Raw genomic sequence first — 14,560 nt, 5'->3', positions numbered from 1 at the left:
TTTCACAACTTCTCGCAAAATTTATCGAAATTGCCCCGCATCAGGCAAGAATTCAAACCCAGCTTCTGCCAATTTCTTTTCTAATGCAGGTTTGCTGATATCAAAGAAAGTAGCTAGCTTATCCAAATCTCCATCGAAGTCATCTCGCAGTTTCATGTTGACAATGCTCATCAACATAACCGGATCCATTGTTTCGAAGTTAGTTAGGTTCATTACTTATCCTCAAAATCTGAAATCAATAGATTTGCTGCAGCAAATGCTGCTTTCTCACGAGTTTCTTTTGGTAGGGATTCATCGGCAGCAATGTCATTCAGTGACTTTACTGCGCAAGTGATTGCTTTCGGTATATACCCCTGATCACCACTGCCAATTTGGGCATAAATTTCGCGAACTAAATCACAGCAACCATATACTTGCATTTTCATTTCCTATCTAGATTTATCTGCAGCCAAATATACACGGGATATGGTGGGGAATAAAGCTAGCGCACTATGTGTTCTTCTGTACAGGTAGGTTAACTTCTATCAGGACATTATTTGCGCTTTTTCGTTGTCGCATTCTAACGGTGTATCTACTTAGGTTTGGGTAGAGTTTGAAAAAGTGTTTTGAATGCGGCAATTTTTCTAAGTAATCAAGCATGGGAGTAATAAGCGAATCTGCAATCGTATATTGCTCTGAGCACAAGAAGTACTGCTCTCCTATCTGCTGACTAATAATACGAAATATTTTTTCTACTTCGGGGATTATTTCTTCAACTTTTTGCCAACGAATTTGTCCGTTTTCTCCTTTGGGAAAACTAAACTCTAGCAAGTACTTTTTTATTAGTGTCTCGTAAATGTAAGTGGAGATAGCTGAGCACCATTGATCGACTCACGCGCAGTCATAAGTCGTGCAGGGTTGGAGAGGCTTCTCAGGATATTCTCTGTCTAAATAACGACATATGGCTGCGGTTTCAAATAATCGAAGATCTCGGGTTATAAGTACAGGACCTTTTCCAAAAGGGTGCATAGAAAGGTGTTGAACGCTACCTACTTCAACCACACTTCCAAATGGTTCAAAACCAATGGTATATGTAATGCTTTTTTCCTCACAACACAAAGCGACTGCACGAACAAATGGGCTGTATTGTGGCCCAAAAATGTAAATCTCGGATGACATATATTTTCCTTAAGCAGTTTGTTTGTAGAACCATCCTAGGTAGAAGCAAAATATGTTCAAGAACATATATTCACATGCAGTACAATAGGTTGGATGCTAGAAATGTGGAGATTTACAGTGCCTTGGAACCCAAAACATAAACAGGAAACAAGAGATAAAATGCTGGCAAGTGCAGCGCGGCTATTTGCCAATAAAGGTTACGATCAGGTTGGCATAAATGACATTGCGAAAGATGCGGGGGTGACGCGCGGAGTGTTTTATCGTTACTTCACCAGTAAGTCAGAGTTGTATTCTGAATCTATTCTACATGCGGCGAAATTCAGTTCAAAGCAAATGCAAGAGATAGCTTCTTCGGGTGATAGTTTCATCCAACAGATTAAATGCTATCTGAGTATGGAGCACCGGGAAGGTGAAAGAGCACATTGCCCTCTTGCATTTCTAGCTACTGATATCGCTCATCAAAATGAAGAAGTTCGAACAACTTATACACAAATATTTAGCCAGTTTGTTGAAAAAATTGGGAGTTTAAGCGACAGAAACATAAGCCGTGAAACTGCTATTCAACAATCCGTAATGATGATCGGTGGGCTTGCGATATCCCGAGCTATAAATGAAAGCATTTTGGCAGAAGAGTTGTTGGAGGTATGTATTAACGCAGTTGAAGGCCGAGCTAAAGTTGGTGTGTAAAATTAGAGGTATTTAACTCTCATTACAAATGTTTGCATTTTTCTTAGTTATTTTTGGATTTAAGTTAAAATATTCTATATAGCTATACTAAAGTATAAAATTCTACTCTATGTATGTGTCATACAATTAGATACCAATTTCTTGTAGGGCTAGCATATATGAGTGAAATTATACTTCATCGACCACATTTTGTAGACGTAAAAGCGTTTGTAAAAAAAGTGCAGCATTTAATTTCTCGATGGATAAGAAATTATCGTACTCGCAGGCAGTTGCGAAAATTACCAGATCATATGTTAGAAGATGTTGGAATTTCTGCTTCTCAGGCTAGAAAAGAGTGTGAAAAGAGTTTTTGGCAATAAGCAACAACCTATTTAAAAGCTGTTGCTTGGTTACTGGTTTAGCTTTGAAGTTGTAACTCTAATTGTTGTGTCACTTCAGGGGCTAACTGAAGCTGCTTTGCAAGCTCTTGTAGATACGCTTTTTCCATAAAGTTTTGTTCATCAGACACGATCAACGAAGCGAGATAAATTTCCGAAGCTTGTTCTGGAGAACCAGCAAGCCCGGCTATTTCTGCAGGATCGAGAGGCTTATTGAGCTCGCTTTGCACCAATGTTCTAACGCTATCATCTGCACCTATACCTTGCAGTGTTTCTTCAATTCGCGCCATTTCCTGCTCATCAACGTGTCCATCTGCTTTGGCTGCGGCAATCATTGCTTTGATGATTAATACGCTATGCATATGGTCGTTTGCATCGAACTTCTCTGGTGCAGAGATTTGCGAAGTTGATGAGTGGTTGGAACTATCACCCGATTGTTTGTTTTGGTAGTCGTTGTAAACTTTGTATGCCAATGCTCCAAGAGCAGCAGCTCCGCCGACTTTCAGCGCCGTTTTACCCATTTTCTTGGTTTTCTTCGAGCCCATCAACATGCCAATGACTCCGCCACCTAATGCACCGGCTCCTAGCGTTTTTAGTGTGTCTGGATTGTTTTTTAGATTCGTTGATTGAGTTTTAACTTGCTCTGTTCCTTGGCGAACAATATCTGAGTTCAGAGCCTGATTGAGAAGACTTTTTAGATCCATATACCACCTCCTGACAATTTAAAAACAGTCTAGCAAATGGTAAATGAACATAGAATTAACGCCATTCACAAACCGAATGGTGAGGCTGAGTTTAAAAGGTTGTTTACTCGGACTCTTGGTTGTTCCATCTAGTTTTTACCTTTTGGGTTTCATCCTCAATCGATATAAATATTTCGACCAAGTTTGGATCTAAGTGAGTGCCCGAGCTTTTTTTAATTTGTTCCATGGCGTCTTCTGAAGACCACGCGCTTTTATAAGGTCGCTCCATAGTTAGTGCGTCAAAGACATCACAAACAGCAACGATTCTGCCACTTTCAGGGATCTGGACACCTTTTAAGCCCTTGGGATAACCGCTACCATCCCATTTTTCATGGTGTGTCGCTGCTATTTCAGCGGCCATCTGAAACACAGGGTTTGTTGACATAGATAATATTTCGTGACCCATTTCCGAATGCCGTTTCATGATATCCCATTCTTGCGCATCCAATTTACGTGGTGCTTTGAGAATGGAATCTGGGATACCTATTTTCCCAGTGTCGTGCATGGAGGCAGCCAGCTCGATACGAGTGTAGTCTTCATACTCCCAACCAGCCGCTTTCGCGAGCACTTTACAATACTCAGCCATGCGCCAAATATGATTCCCTGTGTCAGTATCATTATAATGTCCGGCAATTCCGAGCATCTTTATGGCAGAACGGGCTAGCGAGTCGAGCTCTTCCATTTTTGTCAACGATAAATGAGTAGCGACGCGACGTAAAACGATAGGAGGAGAAAAAGGTTTAGTGATGTAATCAACGGCTCCGACGTCAAAGCCGATGGATTGATCTTCTACATCATCTTTTGCGGATATAAAAATGACCGGAATATTGGCTGTTTCTGGGTTTCGCTTGAGTCTTCTGCAAACCTCTATACCATCGATACCCGGCATCATTATGTCGAGCAATATCAAGTTTGGAAGAGGGCGGGTGCTAGCAAGCTTCAAGGCTTTTTCACCATTTGTCGCAGCCCGTATTAAGTAGTTTCCCTTCTCGAGTACACTTTTTAGAATGCGTATATTATCGGGAACATCATCAACAATTAGTAAGGTTTTATTCATGTTGTGACCCTCCTTTATACGATGGTCGGTATTATTTTTTTGAGATACTCAAGCGCTTCATCACTGTCGAACCCTTCAATGGCTTCTGCCAATCCCTCTAGGTCTTCTGCTGGAGACCGCTCTTTAAGTGCAACGACAAATTGACTAACCAGCTGCTCTGCAAACTCTCCACGCTTGAGCTGTTGTTCGATTTCTTCACTCATCTGCAATAGCTCATCGGAGCCGTACTCCTGCGATGTTGATACTATTGAGTTACCTTCTGCTTGCAGGTGAGAAATGGAGGTGAAGGCTTGATCTAATGCTGAGGAAAGGTCTTGCCACGTATCATCATGGATCTCATGACTACCTTGTTTAAACGTTTTTTCTAGCGCGGATGCGGCATGTGATAAGCGATGAGCGCCCAACGAGGCAGAAGTGCCTTTTAGGGTATGGGCTAAGATTTCTCCTTGAGCACAGTCTTTCTTTTGAATAAAAGATTTTAGCTGGTAGAGGGTGTCTTGATTCTGCTTGGCAAAGCTTTTTAGCAATTTAAGGTAAAGGTCATTATCGCCATTGACTCGGCGTAAACCTTCTTCGGTATTGATTCCAGGCAGTTCGGGAATTGCTAGAGTATTGTCATCACTGTTTTGGTCTTGTGGTGTATATTGAAATGATTCGTCTTTAAATGATGGATCTATCCACTTTAACAACTTGCTGTAGAGTTCATTGGTATCAATAGGTTTGGCAATATGATCGTTCATGCCTGCAGCTGCGCATTGATCTCGGTCTTGTTGCATGGCGTTGGCGGTCATGGCGATGATAGGGACATCTTTATGATAAGGGCTTTGTCGCAGTCGCCTTGATGCTTCTAAACCATCCATAATTGGCATCTGCAAGTCCATGAGAATACAGGCATAACTATAGTCTAGCGCCTTTTCTACACCTTCCTGACCATTATTAGCGATCTCTACGCATAGACCAACTGTTTCTAGCAACTCAACGGCGATTATTTGGTTGACTTCATTGTCCTCAACCAACAACACTTTGGCTCCACGGACGTCTTCGAAGCTGTCGTACAACTCAATATCATCATTTTTTTGGCTTAAATCATCTAAAATCACGGCTTGTCCCATGACTTCCATGATTGTGTGCAGAAGTGTAGAAGGGTTGACAGGCTTAACCAAAAAACCGTCAATTTGCGCATCCTCGGCTTTTAAAATAACTTCTTCTCGACCATACGCTGTCATCAATATAATCTTAGGGGGAGCTGCCAGGTTTGATTTTTTAATAATTTCAGAGGCTTTAATGCCATTCATTTCTGGCATTTGCCAGTCCATTAGTATGAGCTCATAGGGTGTATCTTCAGCGGCTGCAGATTTAACGAACTCTATTGCTTCCATCCCATTGACTGCAGTGGTGACATTCAGAGAATAAGAGCGCATTAAGTCTTCATTCATGTTTCGAGCGGTTTCGTTATCATCGACAATAAGTACTTTCATGCCTTGGACTTTTTTCCAAGTATAGATAACTTCTTTTTGAGCCTGAAGCTCTTGTTCTAGAACGCCAAATTGAGCGGTGAAGATAAAGTCACTGCCTTCTCCATATTCGCTTTCAACCCAAATATCTCCTTGCATCATTTGAACAAGGTTTTTACAGATGCATAATCCTAGGCCTGTTCCTCCATACTCTCGAGTAGTGGAAGTATCTGCCTGACTAAATGACGTAAATAGCTTTTGAATTTGCGTTGGCTTTAGTCCAATGCCTGTATCTTTTACTTCAAATCGGAGCTTAATACTTTCTGATTCTTGAGCTTCGGCACTTATTTTTACGATGATTTCACCAGACTCGGTAAATTTGATCGCGTTGTTACAAAGGTTAGTCAGTATTTGTCCTAACCTTAGGGGATCGCCCACTAGGGAGTTCGGAACTTCTGGAGGAATAGAGAATATGACTTCAATCCCTTTTTCCTGTGCTCTTAGGGTGATAATAGTGCAAAGGTCGTCTAATACTTTATCAAGTTGGAAGGGGATTGCCTCGATGTCCATTTTACCCGCTTCAATTTTTGAAATATCCAGTACATCGTTAATGATGCCAAGTAATGCTCTTCCTGCTGAATTGATCTTACTTATATAGTCTTGCTGTTTAGAGGTAAGCTGAGTTTTCATTACTAATTCACTAAGACCAATGATGGCGTTCATCGGTGTACGGATTTCATGGCTCATGTTTGCCAGAAAATCCCCTTTTGCTAAATCGGCTTCTTTGGTTTTTTCTAGCGAAACTTGCAGCTCACGCATCAATTCTTCTTGGGAAAGCTGATTGAGTTTCTGGCGCTGAACTTCAGTTTCATGTTGAGCGGAAAAGTGCACGGAGGGAATCGCTTTGAATGCGGTAATGGTGTGTTGGTTAGTGCAATCTGCCAGAATTTCAAAGTGGTCGAATATATAGTCAAAATTCATTGGTTTGATAGCAGGAGCGCAGCCTTGAAACTCAGTTTTAATTCCCCACCGTTCTTCATAAATAGTAAAATAGATACTACAGGCAAATTGACGGCATAAGGGGAGCAACGTCTGACATATTTCAGACACGGCAGTGGCTATGCGGGTGGCGTTGACCTTGCTGTAGTGGCAATCTAAGGCAAGTTTGTTAACTTTGTTTCTCAGGTCAACAATCGACTTTCCATCTGTAACGTAGTACTCGGACAGTTTGATATTCTGCTCATCAGAATCTTGTTCCATTTTTTTTATGATAGCTTCAAGGTTCATAACAGGGAATCCAAATCGTTACCTTACACGAATGACCAAACACGTCGCGTCATCGGAGGGTTTTGCGAATCGCTGGGTAATATTTTGTGCAATGGTTTGTGCATTATCCTTATAGAAGTTTGAATATTCATCGAGATCAAAGTTGCTTTTTATACCGTCGGAATAGAGGATCAAGATATCGCCTGGAACAAGTTGGATTGAGCTTTCAACTGGCGTACGTATTTGGTAACCAATAATCCCTTGCTGTAACATGAACCGCTCGAGAGATTTGCCAGCTTTACACATAAAAATATTCCCGATGCCGACATACCGGAACAGTAGAGAGTGTATGTTCAGTTTCCCTATTATTGCTACACCTCCATTTGTGCCGCGCAGACTCTCGTGTAAAGATTGCATTGCTTGTGGTAGCTCTTCTTGCTGAATGCCTGTTAAGATATCTCTCGACTTGGTAGCAATTTGATGTGCGCTATTACCGTGACCAGCGCCATCAAATAGGGAAATGAAATAATCACATCCTTCTTTAAGGTAAAAAGCGTCATCGCCATTTACTTCTTCTATCGGCTTTTCACTAATGCCAATTTCGATTCTTTCGCACATCATCTGAGCCATTTCCTCACGGTAATCTCAGTGCCTTCACCTAATTCAGTATCAATTTCAAAGTAGTCCATGAGCCTTTTTGTTCCTGGCAAACCAACTCCCATCGTGCCTTGTGTACTGTAGTTATCACTGAGCGCCATATCTAAGTCTCGGATACCCGCCCCCCAATCTTTGGCGACGATTTCAATGCCTGAATTTTGCTGCTCTTCTATCTCTTTTAAATAAATGATTCCTTGACCTGCATGATTGACTATATTTCGGCTCAGCTCACTTACTGCAATCGATATCATGTATTGATCGACGGTAGAAAACCCTAACTTTTCAGCAAAAACTTTAGCATCCAGGCTGGCATAGCCGACGTCAGAATCTAGCGATATAGTGACTTTTAACGTTTGCACATAAACCAGCATTGAATCCATATTTCTCTCTGACTATTATGTCTAAGCATTCCGTTACGTTTTATAACTGAGGTCCTCTAAGAAGGAAGTCCATTGCATCTTCTACGCTTCTTCTTGTGTTCAGATCATCAATATCTAAATCTAAGTCTATGATTGACGCAACAATCCCTGGACTTAAGCCTGTGATTGCTGCTTTTGACCCCATTACACTAATCATATGGACTGCTTTGACAAAAATATCCCATAATGCGCTATCGATAATATCGACACCTGAAAAATCGATAATCACACCGCGCGATAACTGCTTGTGTAACCGATCCAAGACTACTTCTTGTACCTTGTTAGCATCTTCTAATGAAAGCTCTTCTTGGATTGGCACGACTAAGCACCCATTCACCTCATGAGTGACAACATTGATGGATGCTTTATTTCTTGTACTCATAGCCTACTCTAGATAACTAATGTTCATCGCTTTGCTTTAAGTAAAAGCCAGCAATCTTGAAGGAGTTATTTACGCCTTCCTTGAGTGTTGACTGGGTAACAATATCGTTTAGCTCTATACCTAAATTAACCATCGCTTGAGACACAACCGGTGAAATACCAGTGACAATACAAGTACAGCCCATTAGCCTCGTTGCTTTGGTCACTTTGAGTAAGTGATTAGCAATAGCACTGTCAACCGTTGGCACGCCTTGAATATCGATCACTATTACTTTGGCTTCATAATCAATGACTTTTTGCAATACGGCTTCCATAATCAATTGAACTCGTTTGGAGTCGATGAGACCTATAATGGGTAACAACAGGATCTTTTCCCAAAGTTGCATTACTGGAGTGGACATTTCCATGATCATGGCAGCTTGTTTTGCTCGTTCGGCAGCCAGTTTCTTTTTCTCGGTGATGTCAGAGGCAATTTTTAAGACTTTATAAGGCTTACCTTTGAGGTCTAGCACAGGGTTGTAAGTTGCCTGGATATGAACTTCTCGGCCGTTTTTGGCGAGTCTTTTATACTCACCTGCGTCAAACTCTCCACTGCCCAGCTTTTTCCAAAAGTCTTTGTATTGCTGACTGTCACTATAGGAAGGTTCACAAAAAATTCGATGATGCTTACCCTGAATTTCTTGTAAAGAGTAGCCCATAAGATCGAGAAAGTTCTGGTTGGCCGTAACGATAGTCCCGTCTAGATTAAATTCAATAGTGCCTAATGATTTATCAATTGCTGAAGCTTTACTTTGTGCTTCATTGCTGGCCTTTTTATAGTCACTGATATCGGAGGCGATTTTGAATACTTTGTAAGGTTTGCCATCGGCATCAAAAATTGGATTATAGGTAGCTTGGATAAATATATCGTGGCCATCTTTGCTTTTTCGGACATACTCCCCTGAGTCAAACTCTCCATTACCGAGCTTTTTCCAAAATTCGGAGTATTCTTTGCTGCGTGTGAATTCTTCATCGCAAAAAATACGATGGTGTTTTCCTTTTACTTCGTCGAGCGAATACTTCATCAAATCTAGGAAATTTTGATTGGCGTTGAGTACTGTGCCATCTAAGCTAAACTCAACGGTTCCTAAGGATTTATTGATAGCCGTTATTTTGTTCTCAGACTCAACGCTTTTGAGCTTGATACTCGTTACATCGCTGGCTATTTTAATGACACGTGTAGGCTTACCATTTTCATCTAGTACCGGGTTGTAGGTGGCTTGGATATACACTTCTTGGCCACTTTTGTTGATACGCTTGTACTCACCTACATCAAATTGACCATCACCAAGCTTGCGCCAAAACTCTTTATATTCCGAGCTTGTTACGTAATCTGGGTCGCAGAATATTTTGTGGTGCTTGCCTTTAATCTCATCAAGCGTATAACCCATTAGATCTAGAAAATTTTCGTTGGCGTTGCAAATAGTGCCGTCCATCTCAAATTCAACGATACCTTGAGATTTATTGATGGCGGAGAAAATGGCTTTATTCAGTCCTGCTTCGTCATCGAAGGCTTTATCTTTCCCTGTCTTTTTCATTATCCACCTGTCCATATGCTGATGGCTTTAGTTATAAACTAGCAATACTTTCCATGTATTACGGTAGGAATATTGGTATTTGTACTCAACTTAATGAGTATAGTGTAAATGGAAGGAGGGTAAATAAATATGGAGCATAAAAAAAGCTGCTCACAACGGAGCAGCTTTTCAATTAAATAAAGCTAACTTAGGCTAATTTCAGCTGAGCCTTTACATGCTCGACAATGTCAGTCATAGCAATAGCTGTTTTTTCACCTGAGCGGCGGTTTTTATATTCAAAGTTACCGTCTTTCATACTGCGATCGCCAATCACTACAGTGTGTGGAACGCCGATCAGTTCCATGTCTGAGAACATTACTCCAGGGCGCTCTTTACGATCATCAAACAGCACTTCTATACCAAGGTTAGATAGCTCTTGGTATAGCTTTTCCGCTGCTTCTTTGACTTCTTCCGACTTGTGCATGTTCATTGGAACAATTGCTACTTGGAATGGTGCGATTGCGTCAGGCCAAATGATGCCGTATTTGTCGTGGTTTTGCTCAATTGCAGCTGCGACAACACGAGTGATGCCGATGCCATAGCAACCCATTTCTAAAATCACGTTCTTACCATCAGGACCTAGAACACCGCAGCCCATTTTCTCAGAGTAAGTTTTTCCAAGTTGGAAGATATGGCCGACTTCGATACCACGTTTTAGTAGGATAGTACCTTGTCCACATGGGCTAGGATCGCCTTCCACCACGTTTCTCAAGTCTTCTACTTGACCAAGTTCAACGTCTCGACCCCAGTTGATGCCAAAGTAGTGCTTGTCATCAACATTTGCACCTGCGCCAAAGTCGTTCATCACTGCTACAGTACGATCAACAATAATTGGTAGTTCTAATCCGACAGGGCCAAGTGAGCCAGGGCCCGCTCCAATTAGAGCGCGAATTTCTTCTTCTGTCGCCATCTCAAGCGGAGCAGCAACTTCTTTTAAGTTCTCTGCTTTTACTTCGTTAAGCTCATGATCGCCGCGAAGGATTAATGCGATAAGAGGTGCGTCGACTTCTTCAGAAGCTTTCACAAACAGTGTTTTCACTGTTTTTTCGATTGGCAAATCGAATTGTTCAACCAGCTCGGCAATGGTTTTAGCGTTTGGTGTATCAACCAAAGTCATTTCTTGCGTTGGGGCTGCTAGTTCTGTCGTTGGCGTTAGTGCTTCTGCTTTTTCGATGTTCGCTGCATAGTCTGATTCAGTAGAGAAAGCAATCAGGTCTTCACCGCTTTCAGCCAGTACGTGGAACTCTTTAGAGCCACTGCCACCAATTGCACCAGAATCAGCGAGAACCGGACGATAATCAAGGCCCATACGATCAAACGCTTTACAATATGCTTCATGCATATCTTCAAACGACTTCTCTAGACCCGCTTTATCGATATCAAAGCTATAAGCATCCATCATGCTAAACTCACGTGAGCGCATAACACCGAATCGAGGACGCACTTCATCACGGAACTTGGTTTGGATCTGATATAAGTTCAGAGGGAGCTGTTTGTATGAATTCACCTCGTTACGAACAAGGCTAGTAATCACTTCTTCAGCTGTCGGGCTTAAAACGAACGGATTGGTGTGGCGATCAGTAAAGCGAAGTAGCTCAGCGCCCATCTTTTCAGAGCGGCCTGTCTCTTCCCAAAGGTCAAACGGTTGAACAACGGGCATCAAGGTTTCAACTGCACCTGCATTATCGATTTCTTGACGAACGATGTTTTCGACTTTACGTAGTACACGTAGACCAGTAGGTAGCCAGGTGTATAGACCTGAAGCCAGCTTACGGATCATACCTGCACGTAGCATGAGTTGATGGCTAACAACTACGGCGTCGTTTGGTGTCTCCTTCAAAGTAGAAAGAAGATATTTACTGGTACGCATTTAGGGTATCCGTTCATTTTAGGAGTTAAAGAAAATTCCCATCGTGGGAATTGAGTTAGCCGCTAATGATATCAGCCATTCGGCTTCGTCAAAAGGGTTCAATTGTGTTAACGGTAATGAAATTATCGCCAACAGTAAACCTCACATTAAAATTGAACAAATATACAGCATATTCTTTCGTGTCGAGCTTACCTTTTTTATAGGCAGGGCGAGGATCTTGCGCCAATACTTGCTCGATAACTTGTTTTTTATGCATTCCGTTCGAGTTAGCTTTAAGAAAAGCAATGGCTTGTCCAGAAAACCGTACCGCGAGTTCTATTGGCTTCTCTTGGGCGTATCCGCCACTGGCTTCCACAACTGAGTCAGAGTAGGGGATATACGGTTTTATATCGACGATAGGTGTCCCATCAACCAAGTCGACACTGCCTAACTCAATATATACATCACCATTTGATTGACTGATGCCTTTAAACTCAACAGCAGACATGCCGATACCATTGGGGCGGAATGTCGAGCGAGAGGCGAACACACCGATACGTTCATTACCGCCAAGCCTAGGTGGTCGAACGGTTGGTTTCCATCCGACATCAAGGTTTTTGTCGAATAAAAATAACAACCATAGATGACTAAATTGTTCCAATCCACGAACGGACTCAGCGCAATTGGCCTCACCAGTTAATTTGACTCTGGATGTCGCGCTAGTGACTAACCTTGGCTGTCTAGGGACGGAGAATTTTTCTTTATAAGGGCTTTCAATGATGCCAATAGGATCGACGGAATACATGCTGCGTTAGAAGAGTGATAGATGCAGTAGAGAATAGCATATTCGACGGTGTTGAAGTCATTTGCTTCCCTGCAAATGAATAGGGGCGGGTTGGAAACTAACTGATCCAAATGCCTGCGATTCCTGAAGCAAAGCCAAAGACCGCGGAAATTCCCAGAACAATACCAACAACCCAAGCGTAGGTACCTTTTAAACGATACTTTTCTGGAATGGCTTTGCTGACAGACAATGCGTAGAGGAAACCGAGAACGATCGGTAAGCACAAAGCATTGAGCACTTCTACTCCTATGTTTAGCGCTATCAAGTTGACTCCAGAGCCAATGAGGAGAGCCCCAAGAATAAGAACCGCCACATAGGCGCTATAAAACCAAGGCGCTTCATTGAAGCCTAATTCAAGTGAATGTTTATATCCCGTGACTTCACCAAGCCCCCAAGCTGCGGTTAATGAAACGACAATAGCGGCAATCAGTGACGCACCCACCATACCAATGGAAAATAACAAGGTACCTGAGAACTTGCCAATGTATGGGGTGATTGCTTTAGTGATATCGCTGACGCTGCTGAGTGACGCATTATGATTTCCGTAATACAAGGTTGCGGCTGTAGCGATAAGCACTGCAGCCATGATGAATTGGGTAACGATCGCTCCAATACCTGTATCCCAGCGGGATGCTTTTAAGTGTTTGGTATTTAGCCCCTTATCTACAATGGCTGACTGTTGATAGAAGACCATCCAAGGCATGATTACAGCACCAATGTTCGCGGCCATTAAGTATAAATAACTGCCATTGGTAAGTGGCATTTGTCCGAGCCCGTGCAGCATTTGTGATGTAGAAGGGTTGGATTTGTAGGCGACGTAGAAGAATACTAATTCGAAGAGTCCAATCAATATCGCAATTCTTTCCACTCTGCGATAGGTACCTGTAAATGCAATAGCGGTTAAAAAAAGGACACTGAACGTTAGTGTCTCCCATTTTGGTATGCCGTATATGAGTCCTACCCCAACCAAGCCGCTGAACTCACTTAGTATTGCGCCAATACAGGTGATAACCATCGTTGATACTGATACCCATGCCCACATTTTACCAAATTGGGACTTAATAAGTTCACCGTGACCTTTGCCTGTTGTAAGGCCAAGTCGTACGGTCAACTCTTGTGCGAAATAGAGTATAGGAATGAGAATAAACTGTGCCAGCAGCAGTTTGTATCCCCAAACGGCGCCACTTTGAGCAGCAGTAATAATACTGCCAGCGTCGGTATCAGCCAGCATAACGACTAGGCCGGGGCCAATAATGGACAGCCAAAGTAGACAATTGGGTCTCTTTCTTGAGCGTAGCGAATGCTTTGGGGTTTGTTGTACTAATGTACTCATATAGTGTTTACCTTATAAACTGAACTTAATAAAATAAATGATTATGATAATTATTATCATTTAATAATAAGGGTAAGAATGGCGAGAAGTCAGTTGTTTAATGTGAAAGCTAAGATTTCTAAATCGAGATTCGGAAAGCTATAAGCCACTTTGCAGCTTAAAGCTTACCGTTAGGAAAGAGTCAACAATTTCAAGGTACACTGCAGTTATTCAGTACTTTGAGTTAGCTTTAAAGTCTGGGCGTTGTGAGAGAGTATGAAGGCAATTTTTTCTTATCGTTTAGCCAAAATTCTATCTAAATGATTGGCAAACTCACGACGTTCAGTTTGGGAGAGTGCATTGGGGCCGCCAGTCTGGATCCCACTGGATCGCATTGTATCCATAAAATCGCGGATATTTAAGCGAGCTTTTATGGTTTCTTTCGTGTACAGCTCTCCGCGAGGGCTTAAGGCTAAGGCACCTTTGGTGATAACTTCGTCGGCCAAAGGGATATCAGAGGTAATAATGAGATCGCCTGCTTCAGTTCGCTTTACAATTTCATTGTCAGCAATATCAAATCCACTAGGAACTTGAATTGAGTGAATATTAGCGCGTTTCGGGACTGGTACATTGTGGTTTGCCACAAAGGTACACTCTACTCCTGTGCGTTCAGCTGCCCTTACGATAGTTTCGCGAATGACCTTTGGACATGCATCGGCATCCACCCATAGTTTCATCAT

Annotated in this window: 17 protein-coding genes; 2 read left to right on the top strand and 15 right to left on the bottom strand. The window is 42.1% G+C overall.

The features are described from left to right. Positions 1–21: 21 nt before the first annotated feature. From ACM2FC_RS12200 to ACM2FC_RS12185, 4 genes are all read right to left on the bottom strand, one after another. Entirely contained in the window at positions 22–213 is a 192-nt protein-coding gene (locus ACM2FC_RS12200; protein ID WP_498481190.1) for a DUF4250 domain-containing protein, read from the bottom strand. Then, positions 213–419: a YaeP family protein gene (locus ACM2FC_RS12195; protein ID WP_498481189.1), complete on the bottom strand. Its 207-nt coding sequence runs from the start codon at positions 417–419 to the stop codon at positions 213–215. Before ACM2FC_RS12195 ends, ACM2FC_RS12200 begins: the two co-directional genes overlap by 1 nt. A gap of 70 nt (positions 420–489) precedes the next feature. Then, entirely contained in the window at positions 490–810 is a 321-nt protein-coding gene (locus ACM2FC_RS12190) for a glutathione S-transferase family protein (protein ID WP_498481188.1), read from the bottom strand. A 60-nt stretch (positions 811–870) separates the two neighbouring features. Then, entirely contained in the window at positions 871–1,158 is a 288-nt protein-coding gene (locus ACM2FC_RS12185) for a glutathione S-transferase N-terminal domain-containing protein (RefSeq protein ID WP_498481187.1), read from the bottom strand. 102 nt (positions 1,159–1,260) lie between these two features. Between ACM2FC_RS12185 and ACM2FC_RS12180 the strand changes: the two genes are divergently transcribed. Then, the gene (locus ACM2FC_RS12180) at positions 1,261–1,845 is read left to right on the top strand and encodes a TetR/AcrR family transcriptional regulator (RefSeq protein WP_498481186.1); all 585 of its coding nucleotides are present in this window, start codon (positions 1,261–1,263) and stop codon (positions 1,843–1,845) included. A gap of 158 nt (positions 1,846–2,003) precedes the next feature. After that, a complete protein-coding gene (locus ACM2FC_RS12175; protein ID WP_498481185.1) occupies positions 2,004–2,204 on the top strand; it encodes a DUF1127 domain-containing protein in 201 nt (66 codons plus the stop codon). A 38-nt stretch (positions 2,205–2,242) separates the two neighbouring features. Here ACM2FC_RS12175 and ACM2FC_RS12170 read toward each other — a convergent pair whose 3' ends face one another. The 11 genes from ACM2FC_RS12170 to ACM2FC_RS12120 form a co-directional block, all read right to left on the bottom strand. Further along, positions 2,243–2,926, bottom strand: coding sequence for a tellurite resistance TerB family protein (locus ACM2FC_RS12170; RefSeq protein WP_498481184.1), 684 nt, complete (start codon positions 2,924–2,926; stop codon positions 2,243–2,245). Positions 2,927–3,029: 103 nt separating this feature from the next. Then, positions 3,030–4,022: an HD domain-containing phosphohydrolase gene (locus tag ACM2FC_RS12165; RefSeq protein WP_498481183.1), complete on the bottom strand. Its 993-nt coding sequence runs from the start codon at positions 4,020–4,022 to the stop codon at positions 3,030–3,032. Between the two features lie 14 nt (positions 4,023–4,036). Next, on the bottom strand, positions 4,037–6,763 hold the full coding sequence (locus tag ACM2FC_RS12160; RefSeq protein WP_498481182.1) for a response regulator: 2,727 nt from the start codon (positions 6,761–6,763) through the stop codon (positions 4,037–4,039). 18 nt (positions 6,764–6,781) lie between these two features. Next, entirely contained in the window at positions 6,782–7,363 is a 582-nt protein-coding gene (locus ACM2FC_RS12155) for a SpoIIE family protein phosphatase (protein ID WP_498481181.1), read from the bottom strand. Then, positions 7,360–7,779, bottom strand: coding sequence for an anti-sigma regulatory factor (locus tag ACM2FC_RS12150; RefSeq protein ID WP_498481180.1), 420 nt, complete (start codon positions 7,777–7,779; stop codon positions 7,360–7,362). The genes ACM2FC_RS12155 and ACM2FC_RS12150 overlap by 4 nt, the downstream gene beginning before the upstream one ends. 40 nt (positions 7,780–7,819) lie before the next feature. Continuing rightward, a complete protein-coding gene (locus ACM2FC_RS12145; protein ID WP_498481179.1) occupies positions 7,820–8,200 on the bottom strand; it encodes an STAS domain-containing protein in 381 nt (126 codons plus the stop codon). A gap of 16 nt (positions 8,201–8,216) precedes the next feature. Next, the gene (locus ACM2FC_RS12140; RefSeq protein WP_498481178.1) at positions 8,217–9,776 is read right to left on the bottom strand and encodes a PAS domain-containing protein; all 1,560 of its coding nucleotides are present in this window, start codon (positions 9,774–9,776) and stop codon (positions 8,217–8,219) included. A 187-nt stretch (positions 9,777–9,963) separates the two neighbouring features. Continuing rightward, on the bottom strand, positions 9,964–11,685 hold the full coding sequence (locus ACM2FC_RS12135) for a proline--tRNA ligase (protein ID WP_498481177.1): 1,722 nt from the start codon (positions 11,683–11,685) through the stop codon (positions 9,964–9,966). 88 nt (positions 11,686–11,773) lie between these two features. Next, positions 11,774–12,469 (bottom strand): tRNA (N6-threonylcarbamoyladenosine(37)-N6)-methyltransferase TrmO, encoded by a 696-nt coding sequence (tsaA, locus tag ACM2FC_RS12130; RefSeq protein ID WP_498481176.1) that lies wholly within the window; start codon positions 12,467–12,469, stop codon positions 11,774–11,776. Between the two features lie 97 nt (positions 12,470–12,566). Then, entirely contained in the window at positions 12,567–13,841 is a 1,275-nt protein-coding gene (locus tag ACM2FC_RS12125) for an NRAMP family divalent metal transporter (RefSeq protein WP_498481175.1), read from the bottom strand. Between the two features lie 272 nt (positions 13,842–14,113). Next, a complete protein-coding gene (locus ACM2FC_RS12120; protein WP_498481414.1) occupies positions 14,114–14,557 on the bottom strand; it encodes a YaiI/YqxD family protein in 444 nt (147 codons plus the stop codon). Between the last annotated feature and the right edge of the window lie 3 nt (positions 14,558–14,560).

It is taken from the genome of Vibrio sp. A37 (assembly GCF_059777565.1).
The sequence above is the reverse complement of the archived record's forward strand: the minus strand, read 5'-3'. Positions and strand labels throughout refer to the sequence as shown.

Excerpts from the sequence above, each read along its gene's own strand:
- ACM2FC_RS12125 (WP_498481175.1), bottom strand. The coding sequence starts at position 13,841 with ATGAGTACATTAGTACAACAAACCCCAAAGCATTCGCTACGCTCAAGA.
- ACM2FC_RS12200 (WP_498481190.1), bottom strand. The coding sequence starts at position 213 with ATGAACCTAACTAACTTCGAAACAATGGATCCGGTTATGTTGATGAGC.
- ACM2FC_RS12120 (WP_498481414.1), bottom strand. The coding sequence starts at position 14,557 with ATGAAACTATGGGTGGATGCCGATGCATGTCCAAAGGTCATTCGCGAA.
- ACM2FC_RS12150 (WP_498481180.1), bottom strand. The coding sequence starts at position 7,779 with ATGGATTCAATGCTGGTTTATGTGCAAACGTTAAAAGTCACTATATCG.
- ACM2FC_RS12195 (WP_498481189.1), bottom strand. The coding sequence starts at position 419 with ATGCAAGTATATGGTTGCTGTGATTTAGTTCGCGAAATTTATGCCCAA.
- tsaA (WP_498481176.1), bottom strand. The coding sequence starts at position 12,469 with ATGTATTCCGTCGATCCTATTGGCATCATTGAAAGCCCTTATAAAGAA.
- ACM2FC_RS12175 (WP_498481185.1), top strand. The coding sequence starts at position 2,004 with ATGAGTGAAATTATACTTCATCGACCACATTTTGTAGACGTAAAAGCG.
- ACM2FC_RS12170 (WP_498481184.1), bottom strand. The coding sequence starts at position 2,926 with ATGGATCTAAAAAGTCTTCTCAATCAGGCTCTGAACTCAGATATTGTT.
- ACM2FC_RS12165 (WP_498481183.1), bottom strand. The coding sequence starts at position 4,022 with ATGAATAAAACCTTACTAATTGTTGATGATGTTCCCGATAATATACGC.
- ACM2FC_RS12145 (WP_498481179.1), bottom strand. The coding sequence starts at position 8,200 with ATGAGTACAAGAAATAAAGCATCCATCAATGTTGTCACTCATGAGGTG.
- ACM2FC_RS12155 (WP_498481181.1), bottom strand. The coding sequence starts at position 7,363 with ATGATGTGCGAAAGAATCGAAATTGGCATTAGTGAAAAGCCGATAGAA.
- ACM2FC_RS12135 (WP_498481177.1), bottom strand. The coding sequence starts at position 11,685 with ATGCGTACCAGTAAATATCTTCTTTCTACTTTGAAGGAGACACCAAAC.
- ACM2FC_RS12160 (WP_498481182.1), bottom strand. The coding sequence starts at position 6,763 with ATGAACCTTGAAGCTATCATAAAAAAAATGGAACAAGATTCTGATGAG.
- ACM2FC_RS12140 (WP_498481178.1), bottom strand. The coding sequence starts at position 9,776 with ATGAAAAAGACAGGGAAAGATAAAGCCTTCGATGACGAAGCAGGACTG.
- ACM2FC_RS12185 (WP_498481187.1), bottom strand. The coding sequence starts at position 1,158 with ATGTCATCCGAGATTTACATTTTTGGGCCACAATACAGCCCATTTGTT.
- ACM2FC_RS12180 (WP_498481186.1), top strand. The coding sequence starts at position 1,261 with ATGTGGAGATTTACAGTGCCTTGGAACCCAAAACATAAACAGGAAACA.